Origin of the sequence: Simkania sp. (genome assembly GCF_965215465.1) — a bacterium.
In the GTDB taxonomy this organism is placed as follows: domain Bacteria; phylum Chlamydiota; class Chlamydiia; order Chlamydiales; family Simkaniaceae; genus Simkania.
Genome location: NZ_OZ244056.1, coordinates 1,102,482 through 1,118,341, shown reverse-complemented (window position 1 = coordinate 1,118,341; position 15,860 = coordinate 1,102,482). Strand labels below are relative to the sequence as shown.

General features: G+C 43.0%; 15 protein-coding genes. 9 read left to right on the top strand and 6 right to left on the bottom strand.

Translation table 11 applies throughout. From position 1 onward, the window contains the following. Positions 1-53: 53 nt before the first annotated feature. Entirely contained in the window at positions 54-302 is a 249-nt protein-coding gene (locus ACOOFG_RS05090; RefSeq protein WP_420422560.1) for a hypothetical protein, read from the bottom strand. A gap of 292 nt (positions 303-594) precedes the next feature. After that, entirely contained in the window at positions 595-1,746 is a 1,152-nt protein-coding gene (locus ACOOFG_RS05085) for a hypothetical protein (RefSeq protein ID WP_420422559.1), read from the bottom strand. A gap of 470 nt (positions 1,747-2,216) precedes the next feature. On the opposite strand from ACOOFG_RS05085, the gene ubiE reads away from it, so the two are divergent. Genes ubiE through menD form a run of 3 tightly spaced genes read left to right on the top strand, consistent with a single transcriptional unit; the run spans position 2,217 to position 5,996 of the window. After that, complete coding sequence (ubiE, locus tag ACOOFG_RS05080; RefSeq protein ID WP_420422558.1) at positions 2,217-2,954, top strand: bifunctional demethylmenaquinone methyltransferase/2-methoxy-6-polyprenyl-1,4-benzoquinol methylase UbiE; 738 nt, start codon at positions 2,217-2,219, stop codon at positions 2,952-2,954. Continuing rightward, entirely contained in the window at positions 2,936-4,231 is a 1,296-nt protein-coding gene (locus ACOOFG_RS05075; protein WP_420422557.1) for an isochorismate synthase, read from the top strand. Before ubiE ends, ACOOFG_RS05075 begins: the two co-directional genes overlap by 19 nt. Before the next feature lies 1 nt (position 4,232). Beyond that, the gene (gene menD, locus ACOOFG_RS05070) at positions 4,233-5,996 is read left to right on the top strand and encodes a 2-succinyl-5-enolpyruvyl-6-hydroxy-3-cyclohexene-1-carboxylic-acid synthase (RefSeq protein WP_420422556.1); all 1,764 of its coding nucleotides are present in this window, start codon (positions 4,233-4,235) and stop codon (positions 5,994-5,996) included. 24 nt (positions 5,997-6,020) lie between these two features. Here menD and ACOOFG_RS05065 read toward each other — a convergent pair whose 3' ends face one another. Beyond that, a complete protein-coding gene (locus ACOOFG_RS05065) occupies positions 6,021-7,184 on the bottom strand; it encodes a hypothetical protein (RefSeq protein ID WP_420422555.1) in 1,164 nt (387 codons plus the stop codon). A gap of 83 nt (positions 7,185-7,267) precedes the next feature. Here ACOOFG_RS05065 and ACOOFG_RS05060 point away from each other — a divergent pair, with 83 nt between their 5' ends. Genes ACOOFG_RS05060 through menE form a run of 5 tightly spaced genes read left to right on the top strand, consistent with a single transcriptional unit; the run spans position 7,268 to position 11,942 of the window. Continuing rightward, positions 7,268-7,933, top strand: a complete 666-nt coding sequence (locus ACOOFG_RS05060; RefSeq protein WP_420422554.1) for an alpha/beta fold hydrolase — start codon at positions 7,268-7,270, stop codon at positions 7,931-7,933. Continuing rightward, positions 7,906-8,742 carry a 1,4-dihydroxy-2-naphthoyl-CoA synthase gene (gene menB / locus ACOOFG_RS05055; protein ID WP_420422553.1) on the top strand — a complete coding sequence of 279 codons (837 nt, stop codon included), beginning with the start codon at positions 7,906-7,908 and terminating at the stop codon, positions 8,740-8,742. Before ACOOFG_RS05060 ends, menB begins: the two co-directional genes overlap by 28 nt. After that, positions 8,739-9,599 (top strand): 1,4-dihydroxy-2-naphthoate polyprenyltransferase, encoded by an 861-nt coding sequence (locus ACOOFG_RS05050; RefSeq protein ID WP_420422552.1) that lies wholly within the window; start codon positions 8,739-8,741, stop codon positions 9,597-9,599. The genes menB and ACOOFG_RS05050 overlap by 4 nt, the downstream gene beginning before the upstream one ends. Continuing rightward, positions 9,596-10,558: an o-succinylbenzoate synthase gene (gene menC / locus ACOOFG_RS05045; protein WP_420422551.1), complete on the top strand. Its 963-nt coding sequence runs from the start codon at positions 9,596-9,598 to the stop codon at positions 10,556-10,558. Before ACOOFG_RS05050 ends, menC begins: the two co-directional genes overlap by 4 nt. Continuing rightward, positions 10,545-11,942, top strand: coding sequence for an o-succinylbenzoate--CoA ligase (gene menE, locus ACOOFG_RS05040; RefSeq protein ID WP_420422550.1), 1,398 nt, complete (start codon positions 10,545-10,547; stop codon positions 11,940-11,942). Before menC ends, menE begins: the two co-directional genes overlap by 14 nt. Positions 11,943-12,004: 62 nt before the next feature. On the opposite strand, the gene ACOOFG_RS05035 is transcribed toward menE, so the two are convergent. From ACOOFG_RS05035 to ACOOFG_RS05025, 3 genes are all read right to left on the bottom strand, one after another. Then, complete coding sequence (locus ACOOFG_RS05035; RefSeq protein WP_420422549.1) at positions 12,005-12,508, bottom strand: hypothetical protein; 504 nt, start codon at positions 12,506-12,508, stop codon at positions 12,005-12,007. 88 nt (positions 12,509-12,596) lie between these two features. Further along, complete coding sequence (locus ACOOFG_RS05030; RefSeq protein ID WP_420422548.1) at positions 12,597-13,166, bottom strand: hypothetical protein; 570 nt, start codon at positions 13,164-13,166, stop codon at positions 12,597-12,599. Continuing rightward, positions 13,163-13,570, bottom strand: coding sequence for an acyl-CoA thioesterase (locus ACOOFG_RS05025; protein ID WP_420422547.1), 408 nt, complete (start codon positions 13,568-13,570; stop codon positions 13,163-13,165). Before ACOOFG_RS05025 ends, ACOOFG_RS05030 begins: the two co-directional genes overlap by 4 nt. 204 nt (positions 13,571-13,774) lie before the next feature. Between ACOOFG_RS05025 and ACOOFG_RS05020 the strand changes: the two genes are divergently transcribed. Further along, positions 13,775-15,814, top strand: a complete 2,040-nt coding sequence (locus ACOOFG_RS05020) for a hypothetical protein (RefSeq protein WP_420422546.1) — start codon at positions 13,775-13,777, stop codon at positions 15,812-15,814. Positions 15,815-15,860 lie beyond the last annotated feature (46 nt).

Here is a 15,860-nt window from a genome sequence, read left to right as displayed (position 1 = left end):
AACGCAGCTTTTCTCTTATGTCAATGAGATTGGCATATGCTCCCACTTCTGTATCAGTTCCGAGATAAACGATCGTTTCTGAGCAAATATTGAAAGTACTCAGCCCGATAGTTCAACTTCTCATCTTTATAGCCTTGAGCTTCTGCTTGATTTGCAGCTTCTCGAGCCTTTTCTTCTAAAGACGAACCATTAACAACCCCTAAAAATCCTGAAAAGTTGTCTTCATAGGCTTTGAAGGCCTCTTCATACCGGCTGATACGAGCTGAATCCAGGATAAAGCCTCTTTCTTGCAAAAGCTCCACCGCATTCTCAACTGCAGAAAATTTAGAGCTCTCTGTAGAGTCCAATAATAGAGGAAAAACCTCTGTCAGATCAGGAGCTAGAGCTTTGTAAGCTTCGTCTAATTCTTTAACACATTGATCTTCTGAGACTTTTGAATATGGAATGAACGAACAGCATTAAATACTGATGTAACGCCATTGAATATAGCTGACATCTCTCCTCCTTCTTTCCACAAGAGATTATATAACAAACTTTTAATTTAATTCAATAAATATCAATATATTAAAAAATATTTTTTAATTAACTGTTTCGTCAGGGTCTCTCTCGTATTTGCTCTAAAACATGCTGTGGCATTTCGGCCCACCATTTACGCTCATCTGCATCAACAATCACAATATTAGGCTCCTCATTCCCAGAGTTGTCCTTTTCTAAAACAATGATATAGTTGCGTTGATTCTCATAGTTAAATTGATTAGGGGTACAGCAGATTATATAACTACATGTTCCCGGAAACATGTCACGAACACTCAATTGCTGCTGCAGTCGAAAAAAATCATCTGTTGGAAGAACTTCATATGCTGAATCTGACAGTAGCCGTGGAGCGCGCTGCGCGATTGCATCTTTTTTCAAACGTTCGATCTTTTCCTCTAGTAAGTACTCACCATTCGATGTTTGAAGGTAAATCATATTTGGAGTCTTCACTCGAGAGATTTTTCTGTCTGTAAGCCAGTCTTGGATTTGAGCTTTACTCAGGAAATCTGCAAGCAGTTTACGATTAATTGGAGGTCCAACAAATGGATTTTCTTCCTGAGATTTAAGGGTTGCTTTATAATCTTGAGGCAATTTAATCACAAGTCCTGGAAGTTTCGGATGAGTCAAAACGAATTTAGAAATCCCCGCGCCAACTAGTTTAAAGCCATTCACTGTAGGACTTTCAGATGTTTCTCCTCCTTTAGAGAGTTCATAACTGTGAGATAACTCCTCAATAAATGCGTCATAATCGTCAATAGGCTCAAGCAATTCTTGTAAAGTTGTTGTATGCTCTTCTACTTCATCTGCTGTAAACCCTGAAGCCTCTACGTGGTGTAATTGATTACTGAGAAAATGGGAAAGGTCTATATCTGGTGTTAAACTTTCATCCGCCTGACAAATATCCAAGGGCCTTTGTTGTGCAACAAACCAATGAGCTGCAATACTGACTACAGTTCCAAGTGAATTCAATACTGTTGTTGGAGCATCCTGGCTATAGTGGGCAATCACCGAATCACAATCTTTAGGAGGCTCATCTTCCGTCTGAAAAGACCAGTGTACTAACGCAACAGTTCCAAATATGACTGCTGCCAAGCCTGTTAAACAGGCCCCCGCTCGGGCAATTTGTTTCCATCCGCTTGCTCCTTCAGAAGGATGATTTGTACGGACAGGTGAAGAAGACGGCCCTATTCCTTGACTTAACGTTAAACTCATAAAAACTCCCCAATCTTTCAAATTAAAAATTATAACACATTTTAATTTAAAAATAAAACATAATTACACAAATAATACATTTACAAGAAATTAAGAAAAAACGCTTCAAAATTAAAAAAATATTTATACTCTAGATAGTGTCGTCATAAGAGGGGCTTATGGAAGAAACGTTCAAGGCGACTGATACAGGAAGCCCAAATTGGGCTTTCAAAGGAAGGCAACGATGAAATTTTCTCCAGGAGGTGACTAAGAATTATTCATTTTATGATGATACTATCTAAAACTTACTCAGTCTCAAGTCAAAACTCATCAACTGCTTGATAAGTCTCTTTACGCATTCAGCAGCAGGAATTCGAACTATTTTATCAACGGAGAATGTAGAGAAAAGAAGAAAAACCTATCCCTTGTCATTATTGCGTCTACTTTGCTACAGTCTCTATTTTTTCTTTAAAGGTAAGGGTCACGCGATTATGCAAGCCAAAAGTGAAGAGCGCTCCAGAAAAAATGTCTGGCAGATGTTCGATCAAATTTCTCCAAAGTATGATCTACTGAATCATTTGCTCTCTTTTGGTGCTGATATCCACTGGAGAAAAAAACTCATTCAATATCTCCCCCAAAACCCCGACATTCGCCTGCTTGATTTGGCAACGGGAACTGCGGATCAGCTCATCACTATTGTGAAAAAAGCCAAGCAGGTCAAATCAGCCCTTGGGATTGATCTCTCACAAGAAATGATCCGACTAGGACAGAGGAAGATTATCGACAAACCTTACACGCATCAAATCACCTTAACAAAGGGTGATGCAACAGATATCTCCCTTGGAAATGAGTCAGTTGATTGTGTGACAATGTCCTTTGGAATCCGCAATGTTGAAGATACAGAAAAGTGCTTAAGAGAATGTATGCGCGTTCTTACACCTCGAGGACGGCTTTTAATTTTAGAGTTTTCGATTCCCAAAAACCGGCTGATTAAAGGGTTCCATCTCTTTTACCTGCGACATGTTTTGCCCAACATTGGTGGTCTCATTTCAAGGCAAAAAGAAGCCTATCGTTATCTCAACGAAACGATTGAAACATTCCCAAGTGGCAATGCTTTTTGTGACCTGATGAAAAAAGCTGGATTTGTTCGGGTGAAGGCTCACCCCATGACCCTTGGAGTTACGACCCTTTATGTTGGAGAAAAAGTCCCTTGTCAGAACGAACTTTAAATCTCGATGATCTCATCACGAAAGCGCTTGTCCAAACGCCCTTCAAACCTGAGATGGTCACGCTCAAAAATCACACGTTCCCCTTCATGCGCATTGAAATTCCTATTCCAGGAATTGACCCACTTGCCTGGCTTGAACGACAAACCCTCTACCCCAAAATCTACTTTGAAACCCCCAAAACTGGATTGCGAATAGCAGGAGTTGGTGCCGCTTACACAATTGACGAAGTCCCTTCTTTCCACCGTTTAAGCGCGTCGCCCCGTTTTTTTGGCGGGATGGATTTTTATGAGAGAAAATTCGACACCTGGAAAACGTTTCCTCACTGCCGTTATGTTCTCCCACTCGTAGAAATTGAAGCGCGCGGTGAAATGACCTATCTTTGTGTGAACCGCACAAGCGAAGCTTTTGACCTTTCAGAAATTCATTTTAATCCTGCACCGATTTCTCCTCTTTCTCAAAAAGCAACCAGCCGCCTCGATTCTCCTTCCTTTCCAGTTTGGGACCGAAATATCAACGAGAGCTTAAAGCAAATCCAAGAAAAATCTCTCGATAAAATTGTCCTTGCGCGCGCAAGCCTTTTTGAATTTGAAAAGCCTTTGTCACCTCTTGCTTTTTGCAAAGCTTTGCAAGGAAAGTCTCCGACTGCCACAGTTTTTGCTTACCAGTTCTCTAGAGATCAAGCATTTGTCGGAGCCACTCCTGAATCTCTCTATACTCGGAAGGGCGCAAAAGTAGAAACAGCAGCCATTGCTGGAACCCGCCCTAGAGGAAAGACAGATGCAGAAGATCAGGCTCTTCAAACCGAGCTTCTTGGAAATCCCAAGGAAATGCATGAGTTCGGTGTGGTCAAAGAAGAGATAGAAAAAAGACTTGCCCCCCTGTGCACGACACTTTCCAAGCAAAATGAAGATCAGATCATTCAAACCTCAACCGTTCAACACATTTACAATCTATTCGAAGGCGAATTAAACGAAGGAATCGACGACACAAGCTTAATTCATGCGCTTCACCCCACTCCAGCTGTTGGAGGCCGACCCAAGGAAGCTGCTTTGAAAGAAATCCGCAAATTAGAAACGTTTGACAGAGGATGGTATGCCGCACCTGTTGGATGGATTTCTCCTGAAGAAGCTCACATACTCGTTGCCATTCGCTCTGCTTTGATTCAAGAAAACGAACTGCGCTTATTTGCGGGTACGGGAATTGTCCCTGGTTCTATTCCAGAAAAAGAATGGGACGAACTGGGACATAAAATTTCACAATTCATCTTATGGGAGTAACATGAGCAGTCGAACAGGCGAATTAAACGAAAAGTGGGCAAAGCTCCTCATCAAAGAGCTGATTCATCAAGGGATCCGCTACTTTTGCATCGCACCTGGATCTCGCAGCACTCCTCTTACTGTTGCAGCAAGTGAGCATCCGTTGGCAAATACCTTTGTCCATTTTGACGAAAGAGCCCTTTGTTTTCACGCGTTAGGCTATGCCAAAGCTACAGGAATTCCCGCAGCTGTGATTGTCACTTCAGGAACAGCTGTCGGCAACCTCATGCCTGGGATTATGGAAGCTCACAATGATCATGTTCCAATGATTCTTCTCACGTCAGATCGCCCACCTGAATTGCGCCATGCAGGAGCAAACCAAACTGTTGACCAAGTGAAAATGTTTCAAAATTTCGTCCGCTGGCAGGAAGACATCCCTTGCCCGGATGCACACATTTCTCCTTCTTTCATCGGATCAACCATTGCAACAGCACTTACCCAAGCCCTTTCAGCTCCAGCAGGCCCTGTACAACTCAACTGCATGTTTCGTGAGCCTTTTTTCGAAAACGAGGCAGAGAATACACACCCTTCCTATGAACGTTCGATTAAAGGGTCTCAAACCCAAATTTGTCTTGGAGAAAAGCACCTGGCTGAAATTCAAATTGAGCAACTGTGTGATGAGCTTTCCGAACATGAAAAGGGTGTCATCGTTGTCGGAGACCTCCCACCAAACACCTCATTAGAGCCCCTTTTCACCCTTTCACGACTGCTACAATGGCCTCTCTTCCCCGATATTCTCTCACCACTGCGCTCGCATGTCCAAGCCGAAGGGATGGTCCCTTCCTACGACCTCATTTTGAAAAGTATGTCCTTGAATGAAGATCTCACACCCGATGCAATCCTCCAGTTTGGCAACAGGTTTGTCTCCAAAAAATTGCTCGAATGGATTGGGCTGAAAAAACCAAAGTGTCATGCTCTCGTGGCAGATCACGAATGGCGTATGGACCCCCTCCACTCGCTCACTCACAGGGTCGTAGCAGACCCTTGGCAAGTCATGGAAGGACTGAGTAAGCACCTTCCAGGGCGCGCACCCGCTCCTTGGCTTCATTGCTGGCAAGAAATGAACCGGATCACTCAAAAAACACTCACGCACTTTTTTCAAGAAAAAGAAGAGCTTACTGAACCTACCCTTTTCCACCATCTCTCGAGTTGGATGGATGAAGAGCGTAGCCTATTCATTGGAAATAGCCTTCCCATACGCGAAGCTGATGCATTCTTTGCTCCGAAACAGAATTGTGGCCCCTTATTTGGAAATCGCGGAGTGTCTGGGATTGATGGCAATATTGCTACCGCAACTGGAATCGCAAAAGGGCTCCGTAAACCCTTGCTCGCCATCATGGGAGATCTCACCTTTTTGCATGACCTGACCTCTCTTGCCCAGCTCAAAGACTCTCCCCAACCGATCACATTACTTGTGATCAATAACGATGGAGGAGGAATCTTCTCATTTCTTCCCATAGCAAAGAGAAAAACGGTCTTTCAGCAATTCTTTACGACTCCTCACGGCCTGAATTTAGAACATGCCGCCCCTCTCTTTGGGCTCGACTATGAAAAAGTCACAACTCTCGTAGAACTGGAAACCGCGCTTCAAAGTGGCACAACAAACTCGAGAATTCTCGAGATGCAAACGGATCGCAATGAAAATGTCGCTTTGCACAAGGAAATCATTGGCCACGTCAAAGAAGTTCTTACAACATCGAGTAGCTCTCTTGAAGCTTTTACGTAAGAATCCTTAAGAGGGCAACTTCATCTAAAAATCGACCTTTTGACAATCATTAGATGCTTGTTCCTGCTTAGAAACTAAACCAAGGGATAAAAGCAAATAGACAACTTCTCTTTCTGAGAGAAAAGGGAGCTCTCCAAGTTTTTGTTTATCACTGGGAGCTTTCTTGTACCATCCCTTGTTATCTAGTCCCTTGTTATAAAACCCAAAATCTTCTCTTAATTCTAGTTGCGTTTTTTGAAACTCCCTAAGACCGTTGGCAAGCTTTTGGCGCAATTGAATACCGGTAGTATTGAGATTAGAATCATTAATATCCCTCGTAACTACCTTGATAAAGCTAGAAAGTGTGCTCACTGCTTTGTCTCCCCTAAAAAAGTATGTATAAAACCTTAAGACAAAATAGTTCTCTAAAGGGGATGATTTTTTTACATACTCTTCATATAGACGTTTGATCTCATCACCTTTGTGAACAACTGTTGATTTATTGCTCAGCTCTAAAAGAGCGTCTATCAGCTCAATATCTTGCTCGAGTTGGGCTTTTTGTATTAGGTAACAGATCATAAAATTCAACTTTTTACAAGTTATTGGGTATGCTTGGTTGAAATCAAGAACCCATGTAATATCCCGTTCAATTTGATTGAGCTGATCCTCGTTAAGGAAATCACTTAAATGATCTTTGATTTGCTTTATTTCAAATTGAGGCAGCTTAAGCCACACATAGTTTTGTTCTTCAGAAAGTCCAGGTAACTCTTGAATCGTATCAAACTGACTTTGATCTACCTCATCTTGGCCTTGATCTGTCACTTGCTGACTTTGGTTTGCATGATCATTAGCAATCGATAATTGGGAATTCAACACCAATGTATGATAAAGCTTCCCTGCGAGTGTCAAAGCTAAAATCGGAATGGCAACGCTTGGTTGAAATGCAAACAATGTCCCTAACATGACCCAATTCACAGTTTGTACCACCATATGAGTCAACTCAGCTTTTAAGGGTGTTTCAACAGATATTTCTTTGTCAGCAAAATGAATTCTTGTCACACCATGCGTTAAAGATGAAGACCAAGTGCATTCTGCGTAGTTATAAAAAAGATGAGTCAATAGGCTGAAGGACGATTTATCTTCTTTGTATTGACGAAATAGCTCATCAAAACTCGAATAATTGAATGCTAAATAAGAAATCGTAGACATGTTGCTCCAAAACTATCTTTTTTTTGCAAAGAATTTAAACTCTCTGAAGGGTAAAATTCAAGTAAAACCAATTTTTAAATCTGATGATCACGTACATTCATGGTTTCCTAGGTGGAGTAGAAGATTGGGCCCTACTCCTAGAGCAACTTCCAGGTCCGTATCAAACATTAACTTCTCCTGAAGGGATCAACAAGCCTGTAACTCTTGTAGGTTACTCAATGGGCGGACGCCTCGCTCTCGACTTTGCTTCGCGCCACCCAAAGCTCATTGAAAACCTCATTATTCTCTCCGCAAACCCCGGGATTGACGATCCAAAGGAGCGTGAAGCAAGACTTCACTCGGATGAGCAGTGGTGTCATCTCATCAGAAATGACGGGCTCGAAGCCTTTCTGGAAAAATGGTATGCCCAACCACTTTTTACCGACTTGCGTCAACGCCCCGATTTTCCTGAGATTTTTAAAAGGCGGATGGAAAATGATCCTGAAGACGTTATTGCAACTTTTAAGCAATTGAGCCCTGGTGTCTTACCCTCCTGCTGGAAAGCAATTGAAAAATTTTCATTCCCAACCCTTTTTTTATTTGGGGATCGTGATATAAAGTACCATTTGATTCGAAATAAACTTGCACAAATGGGAGTCAGGACTGACCTGATCTCAAATAGCGGTCACGCAATTCATTTAGAAAATCCAACTGAGTGCGCTCACAAAATTAAGGAGTTTTTATGTCAGCAAGCGTCATGCAAGAAATAAACTGGGAAACTGCTGGAGAATACACTGACATTAAGTATCACAAATATGGTGGGATTGCCAAGATTACCATCAACCGACCTCGCATTCACAACGCCTTTCGCCCTCTCACTGTCGTTGAGATGATCAAGGCCTTAGAAAATGCACGTAATGACGAAGAAATTGGGGTGATCATCTTAACTGGTGAAGGACGACACGCCTTCTGCTCTGGGGGTGATCAGTCTATCCGCGGTGATGCTGGCTATGCTGATGGTGAAGGAGTCCATCGTCTCAATGTTCTCGACTTCCAAAAACACATGCGCGCTTGTCCCAAGCCAATCGTTGCGATGGTGGCAGGTTATGCTATCGGAGGCGGGCACGTACTTCACGTCATGTGTGATTTAACCATTGCTGCTGACAATGCCATTTTTGGTCAAACTGGACCAAAAGTGGGGTCGTTTGACGGCGGTTTTGGAGCAAGTTATCTTGCCCGCATCGTTGGGCAAAAAAAGGCGCGCGAGATTTGGTATTTGTGTCGCCAATACACAGCGCAAGAGGCGCTCGACATGGGACTTGTTAACCATGTCGTCCCCTATGATGATTTAGAAAGAACCACTGTTGAGTGGTGTGAAAAAATGCTCGAACATTCACCATTAGCATTGCGCTGTTTAAAAGCGGCACTCAATGCAGATTGTGATGGGCAAGCAGGACTTCAAGAGCTCGCAGGAAACGCCACTCTCTTGTACTACATGTGCGAAGAAGCGCAGGAAGGACATCGCTCTTTCCTCGAAAAAAGAAAACCAAACTTTAGACAATTCCCCAAAAGACCATGAATGTTTGGATCGAAGGGGCGCGCCCTAAAACGCTTATTGCTTCCCTCTCACCCATTCTGATTGGAAGCGTCATAGCCTTTAAACAAGGGGTGTTTCACCCCTTGATTTTTTTACTGACAGTTTTATTTGGTTTAAGCATTCAAATCGGAACCAACTTTGCCAATGACTACTTTGACTTTCGCAAAGGTGCTGATACAGATGATCGCAAGGGTCCCCGTCGTTTGACACAATCCGGTCTTGTTTCGCCTGAAACCATGAAAAAAGTGACAGCCATCACCTTTGGCTTTGCCGCTTTTATTGCTCTCTATTTAATCGCTCAAGGCGGCTGGGTGATTGGCATGTTAGCTGCTCTTTCGATTGTCTTAGGCTATCTATATACCGGAGGTCCCTATCCTCTTGCTTATTTGGGGCTAGGCGACTTGTTTGTCCTGATTTTTTTTGGACCCGTTGCTGTGGCAGGAACTGTCTACTTACAAACGCACGAACTGTCAGGTATTGCCATCTTAGCTGGCTTAGCACCTGGACTTATTTCCACAGCCATTTTAACGAGTAACAATATGCGAGACATCAATGAAGACCAAGCCGCAGGAAAACGAACATTGCCAGTTCGATTCGGGTTAACATTTGGCCGCTATGAGTACATCGCATGCCTGCTGATTGCGGGTATCATTCCGATTGCGCTTGTGGTCATGACAGGAAAACATTTTGGCTGCTTGCTTGCCTCGCTCGCCCTACTTCCCGCCATGCCTCTAATCAAATCAGCACATAGAGAAACAAAACTAGAACCCCTTCTTCCAAAAACAGGAAAGTGGATGTCTCTCTACACCCTAGCCTTTTTAATTGGATGGTTTATATGACGCCCCACTCTGCAACTGTACACGAATATAAGCGCCCCTTTGGCAATCAAGAGAGGAAAGGTCTTCTTCTCCAACTTGAGAGAGAAGACAGAGCTGAAAGCTGGGGAGAGATCGCACCACTCGAGAACTTTAGCGACGAATCTTACGAGCAAGCAAAGGCTGAACTTCTAGAAGAGCTTCCTCACTTGCTGCATGAGCAGTGGCACCCTCAATACCTTTCTCCTTCTGTTCACTTTGGGATCGAATCTGCAATCTTGGATTTGACTTTGCCAACAACTTCTACCCCCATAGCCGTCAATGCATTGCTTGCTGGTACACCTGATGACATGCGCGCTCAAGGCCGAAACCTCACAGGATATGAAGCCGTCAAAATCAAGGTTGGTCACCTGAATCTTGAGGAAAGCATCGATTTAGTCGAAGAGCTTCTCACTCTCATCCCTGATGAAATGAAGGTGCGAGTCGATGCCAATCAATCATGGACATTTGAAGAAGGAATGACCTTCGCACGCTCTTTTGCACCAGACACCTTCGAATATTTAGAAGAGCCGTTTAAAACGTTCGAAGACTACATTGCATTCCCTTTTCCGATTGCTCTTGATGAAACCGTGCGCTTGGCTCCCTCAACATCTTACCTATCCCTTCCCCACCTTAGAGCTCTCATTATCAAGCCCACATTGATGGGGGGATGCACCAAGCTCGTCCCTCTTTTAAGAGAAGCAAAACAAAAAGACATCGATTTTATTTTAAGTAGTAGCTATGAAAGTGAATTAGGAATAGGTCTCTTGGCAAAGGTCGCATCGCGCCTTCAGTTGCCACAAGTTCCGATGGGACTCGACACCTATCGCCTCTTCAAGGATCGCCTCTTTGAAGAAACTATTAGATGTAACGAGGGAAAGCTCATCTTTCCCCAAAAGTGGAATTTAAGAGCGGGCTGTGTCATAGCACATGAATGCATTTGAGTGTCCTTTTAGCTATCACGGAAGAAAAAACCCTAAGCAAATTGCCTTAATCAACGGACAAACGACTTGGGATTATAAGACTTGCCATCAGGTGATTGAAACTCTGGCTGCAGCTTTAAAACAGCAAGGAGTCAAATCTGGCGACCGTGTCGCAGTCTACCCCACACTAGAGTTTCCTAGCCCCCTTCTCTTTTTTGCTCTTTTTCGCCTAGGAGCTATTTGCTGCCCTCTTAATACTTATTCTCCCCTCAATCAGCTCACACAAACGCTTGATGCCCTCACGGCAACTTATTTTCTCTATCCCGAAGCCCTCCAAAAAAAGCTTCCTCAGATGAAACAAATCACGCATTCATTTGAAACCCTTTTAAAAAATGCACCCTCTCCCTCGACCGATTCCTACTTTCTTGATAAGGATGCTCATGCCACATATCTTATGACTTCTGGGACCACGCAAGCCCCTAAAATTGCCTGCCACTCTCTAGGAAATCACTACTATAGCGCTCTAGGATCAAATGCCTACCTGCCCATTCAGCCCGGTGATCGCTGGCTCCTTTCGCTTCCTCTCTATCATGTTGCTGGAATCGCTCTGCTTTTCCGCACATTTTTAGCCGGTGCCACTGTTGTCTTTCCTGAAGGAAAAGCGCATGAAATTGCAACCGTTTTGAGAGCCAAAGCATCGCATGTTTCTTTTATTCCTACACAGTTGCAACGTTTTCTCGACAGCGCTTCCGATATTGACCTCTTAAAAGTACAACATCAACTCAAAAGCATTTTAATTGGTGGAGCCTCGATTGACGCCTCTCTAGTACAAACTTGTCGCGAACGCGGACTTCCAGTTTTTCCCTCCTATGGGATGACCGAAATGAGCTCCCAAATCTGCACCCAATTCACAACAGACTGTTCGGCTTTTTCTCTAGGACATCCTCTTCCCTACCGAGAAATTGCTATCGATGCCGAGCAAGAAATTCACGTCCGAGGCAAAACGCTCTTCCTCGGCTATCTCAATGAGCACAAGTCTTTGACTCTTCCATTAGATGCTGATGGTTACTTCGCGACAGGTGACCTCGGAATCTACTCTCCTAAATCAGGCCTACAAATCCATGGTCGCAAAGACCGCCTCTTTATCAGTGGAGGTGAAAACATCTACCCGGAAGAGATCGAAACCTATCTCAAACAAGTTGAGGGAATGATTGATGTACGGATTGAGCCTAAGCAAGATCAAGAGTTTGGGATGCGCCCAGTTGCTTTCATTCAAAGCTCTAAGTCGTATCATCAAGAAGAACTACAAGACTATTTAGAGAGCTATCTGCCGAAGTTTAAAATCCCCATCGCCTTTTACCCTCTAGAAGAAGAACCTTCCAAAGGACTCAAATCCCAACTATAAAAAAATAGTGCCACCCAAGGGTGACACTATCGTATAAGGACAGATCATATAAAAAATGACTCTTAAACCTTTGCATCGTTTGCAAAGTTACGGAGAAGTTGAATTTCTCGACCTTCTTTTTCTTCATGACCGTAGTTAAGACGAAGAGCAATCGCATCGTATGCAACAAGAACAAGTTTACTGTAAACAAGTGCTGGGATCGCCCAAAGTGGTGCTTGCTCAAGCTTCCCTCTGAAGATATTCCCCATTCCATTGACACAGTAAGAAAAATCAATCTCAGCTGATTTGTAAAACTTTTCTCGGGTTTTCTCGTCTCTCGCAAAACGAGCAGCTGCTTGGTGGAAACATCCAAGCGCTAGACCGATGACAACCTCAAGATACCCCAAAGACTCCCTAGCAGCTCCAGTGGCAATTGAAACCCCAGGAACCCAGCCCGCCTTATTTAAAAATTGTTCAATCCGCTTTAAATCTTTATCAATTGCTTTGTAGTCAGGATTGATAACGCTATCGAGTGTCTCAGCGACAGTCGTGCGCATTTTAGAATATAAATTAGTAACACAAGACATTAAAATCACCCACTTTTCTATAAAAGACGACTAATTTATAAAACAGGACAATATTAATAACAACGCTTATAATTATGTTTATTACATTTTAGTAAGAATTGTGGCCTTTTGTTTTTCCAGGTGTTGCAAGCGGGTCTCTTCTAAGTCGATCTTCTCCTCGTAGGTCTTCTCCTCGCAAAGGGTGAGATCTCACGCGTGGCGGATCTCTTGGGGGTGGTTCATCAGGGGAGTCCCCTTTAAAAATCTTCTCATAAATCAACGCTCCGACTCCCCCTGCGGCATAGTTGTAAATTCCGATTTGAATTCCTAATTTGAGTGAAAGGGGTTGGAAAACCCAAGTTGTAATACCTCGAGCGAGGACAATAGGAGTCGCAGCTATAAAGAAAAATAGGGCATAGTCAATCATTTTATGAGCTGTTTCTCCATCAAAAGATTCTTTATAGCTTTTAACCTTATCCTCGACAAAAGTACTTTCAAATAAATAAATGAATGTTCCAGCTTGAAGAGTACTAAAAACGGTTCGATTCATGACGGATTGGTTACTGAAGAACATCGAAGCAAGCATATTCGCTGTGATAAATGTGGCAGAAGTCCACAGAGTTCTTTCAATATATCTTTCCATACTTGGAATGCCAAAGTGGGACTTTTGAACGCTCATTTCTCTTCTCCTTTGTAAATAATAGATTTTAATTTTTCTGGGATCGGTTCCGATTGCTTTTTTTCTGGGCAGTAGACGACATGAACAATTGATGCCGTTCCTATGAGCTTAGTTTCTCTTTTAAGCTCTGTGGAGTAAGTAAACGAAGTGGTTCCAATATGGGTGAAATTTAGGGCCACCTCGACCTTTTCTCCAATTGTGAGCGGAAGAAAATAATCGGCCTCTGAATGGACGATAGGAAGTAAAAATTTTTTTTGCTCCACCATCTGGGTTAAAGAAAATCCTGACACTCGCATAAATTCTTCAAAAGCTTCTAATGAAATTTGAAGTTGATTTGCGAAGTATAAGACACCTGTTGCATCCGTATCTTGTACACGGATAATTCTTTCATAAATAAACGTCATATCTTCAATTCCAAGTAAAAACAAGTCTCATTAATTTTATGTAAAGAGAACTTTTTTTTAAACTGTTTATCCTGAGTTTATGATCCATCTTTAAACTATTAAAATGCCGCTCAAAAGGTATTTTGAGCCCATTCTGAGCATTGTGTAAAATTCCGAAGGTTACCTATAATCACCAATTCGTTTCTGAAGTAGATTGAGCATCACATGGCAAAGGCTGAGCATTTAAAACCTTCCTCAAACCTCGAGCTTCCAGAAGATCAATCTCTTGATCTTGAGGGGCTTCCTAAAACAGGTGATTACACTGTTTTAAGTAAAGCTCTGCTCAAAAAAGGCGAGTTTTGCCTCCTTCATGGTGACATTTCTGGTCTCCGTTTTTTCGAGATGGCCATCAAACTCGATCCCGCAAATTCTAACTTGTTTTACCAGCAAGGTCTAGCACTATTTGAATACGGCAGTGAAGAAGGAAATGAAGAAGAACTCATTTTAGCAGGAAAAAGCTTCAAACGAGCTACAGCCTTAAATCCAAATTGTTTTGAAGCTTGGCACGCCTGGGGCAACACTTTGTACCTTCTTGGAATCCGTAAAGCTGAGCCTAGTTATTTTCAACATGCCCGAAAGAAGTATGAAAAAGCTCTCACCCTCATTGCCGATCAATCCCAAGATGTCTTAGCTGATCTCTACTGGGATCTCGGAGATCTTTGGATGAAGCTTGCTGAAATCTCAGGAGAAGCCACTGACCTCAACCTCGCTTTAAAATCCTATGAAAAAGCAACCCTTTATCAAGACGATTTCTCCGCAGAATTCTGGTTAAACTTTGGCGACGTCTATTTCAATCTCGGTGAAAAAACAAACGACTTGCGCCTTCATGTCAAGGCGATCAATTGCTACAAAAACAGTATCTCTATCACCATCTCTTCTCATACCGGATGGCTGAGACTCGCCGATACGCTGAAAGAGATCTACATTTATACCCATGACGAAGACCACTATTCACAAGCAAGCGAGTGCTACTCTGCTGCTGCACAACTCTGTCCGAATGATGAACAACTATGGACAAGATGGGCCGAGCTTCTTCTAGAAAGTGGGCTCCATTTTCGAGATATCAAAAAGCTCCGTTCTTGCGTAGAAAAGTGTCATCGTGGACATCAGTGTAACCCGCAGGCCATTCAGCTCGTAGGGATCTGGGCAGAAGCCTTAGCCTATCTTGGGCTTTTCTCTGAAAAGCTAGAGCTTCTCCACGAAGCTGAAAACAAGATCGAGGAATTGGCAGAAGATGCTCCAGAAGATCCTAACGTCCATTACTCGTATGGAATGTGCCTCATGGCAACGGCAACCTATTTCAAAGACGTCGACTTTTACTACCAGGCAATTGAAAAATTCCAGGAAGGCTTAAGCTTGAACCGCTCTCTTCACCGCTTATGGTTTGGCATTGCCACTGCCCACGTTTCAGCTGCTGAAATCGATCAAGACGATAAAAACTTTGAACGCGCTTGTCGCTTTTTCGAGCGAGCTTTGAACCTGAAGGTCAACAGTACCTACCACTACAATTACGGCTACTGCCTGCTTAAATTCTCCGATCTTAATCACGACCAAGAAACGGTAGAACGTGCTGTTTACCATTTTGAAAAAGCGATCAGCATGCAGAAAAATGTCGCTTACCAGCATCCAGAGTGGCTCTACCACTATGCAATCTCCCTTGACTATCTTGGAGAATACAATGAAAACGACAGTTCCTACGTCAAAGCGCTCGATATATTAAATCATATTTTAATGCTCAACCCCGAATTCCCTCACATTCACAGTCAACTCGCTCTCACCTACAGCCATTACGCAGAGCTAGTCAATGAACCTGAAATCTACAAACGAGCCTTTCACCATTACCGTATTGCCCACCAACGCGACAAAGAAAATGATCAAATCATTCTTGACTGGGGTATTACCCTGGTAAATCTAGCAGAGCTTCTTGAAAACAGCGTGGAATCCGATGAACATTACCGTGATGCTGAGTACAAAATGATCCAGTCAGCACGCTTAGGAAACCCCCACGCCTATTTTTCTCTCGCTTGCCTTTATTCTCTTCTAGGAGATTATGACCGCAGCATGTGTTTCTTAGAAAAAGCCCATGCCTTTGAAAGCCTTCCTTCTCTCGAAGAAGTATTGGAAGACGAATGGTTAGAAGGTGTGCGTGAAACAGAAGCATTTTCCCATTTCATAGAAAAAGTTGAATCAAACGTACAAGAATAAGGTCTATTCTGTTAAAATAGGCTTTTCTAGTCACTTAAGTAGGAAA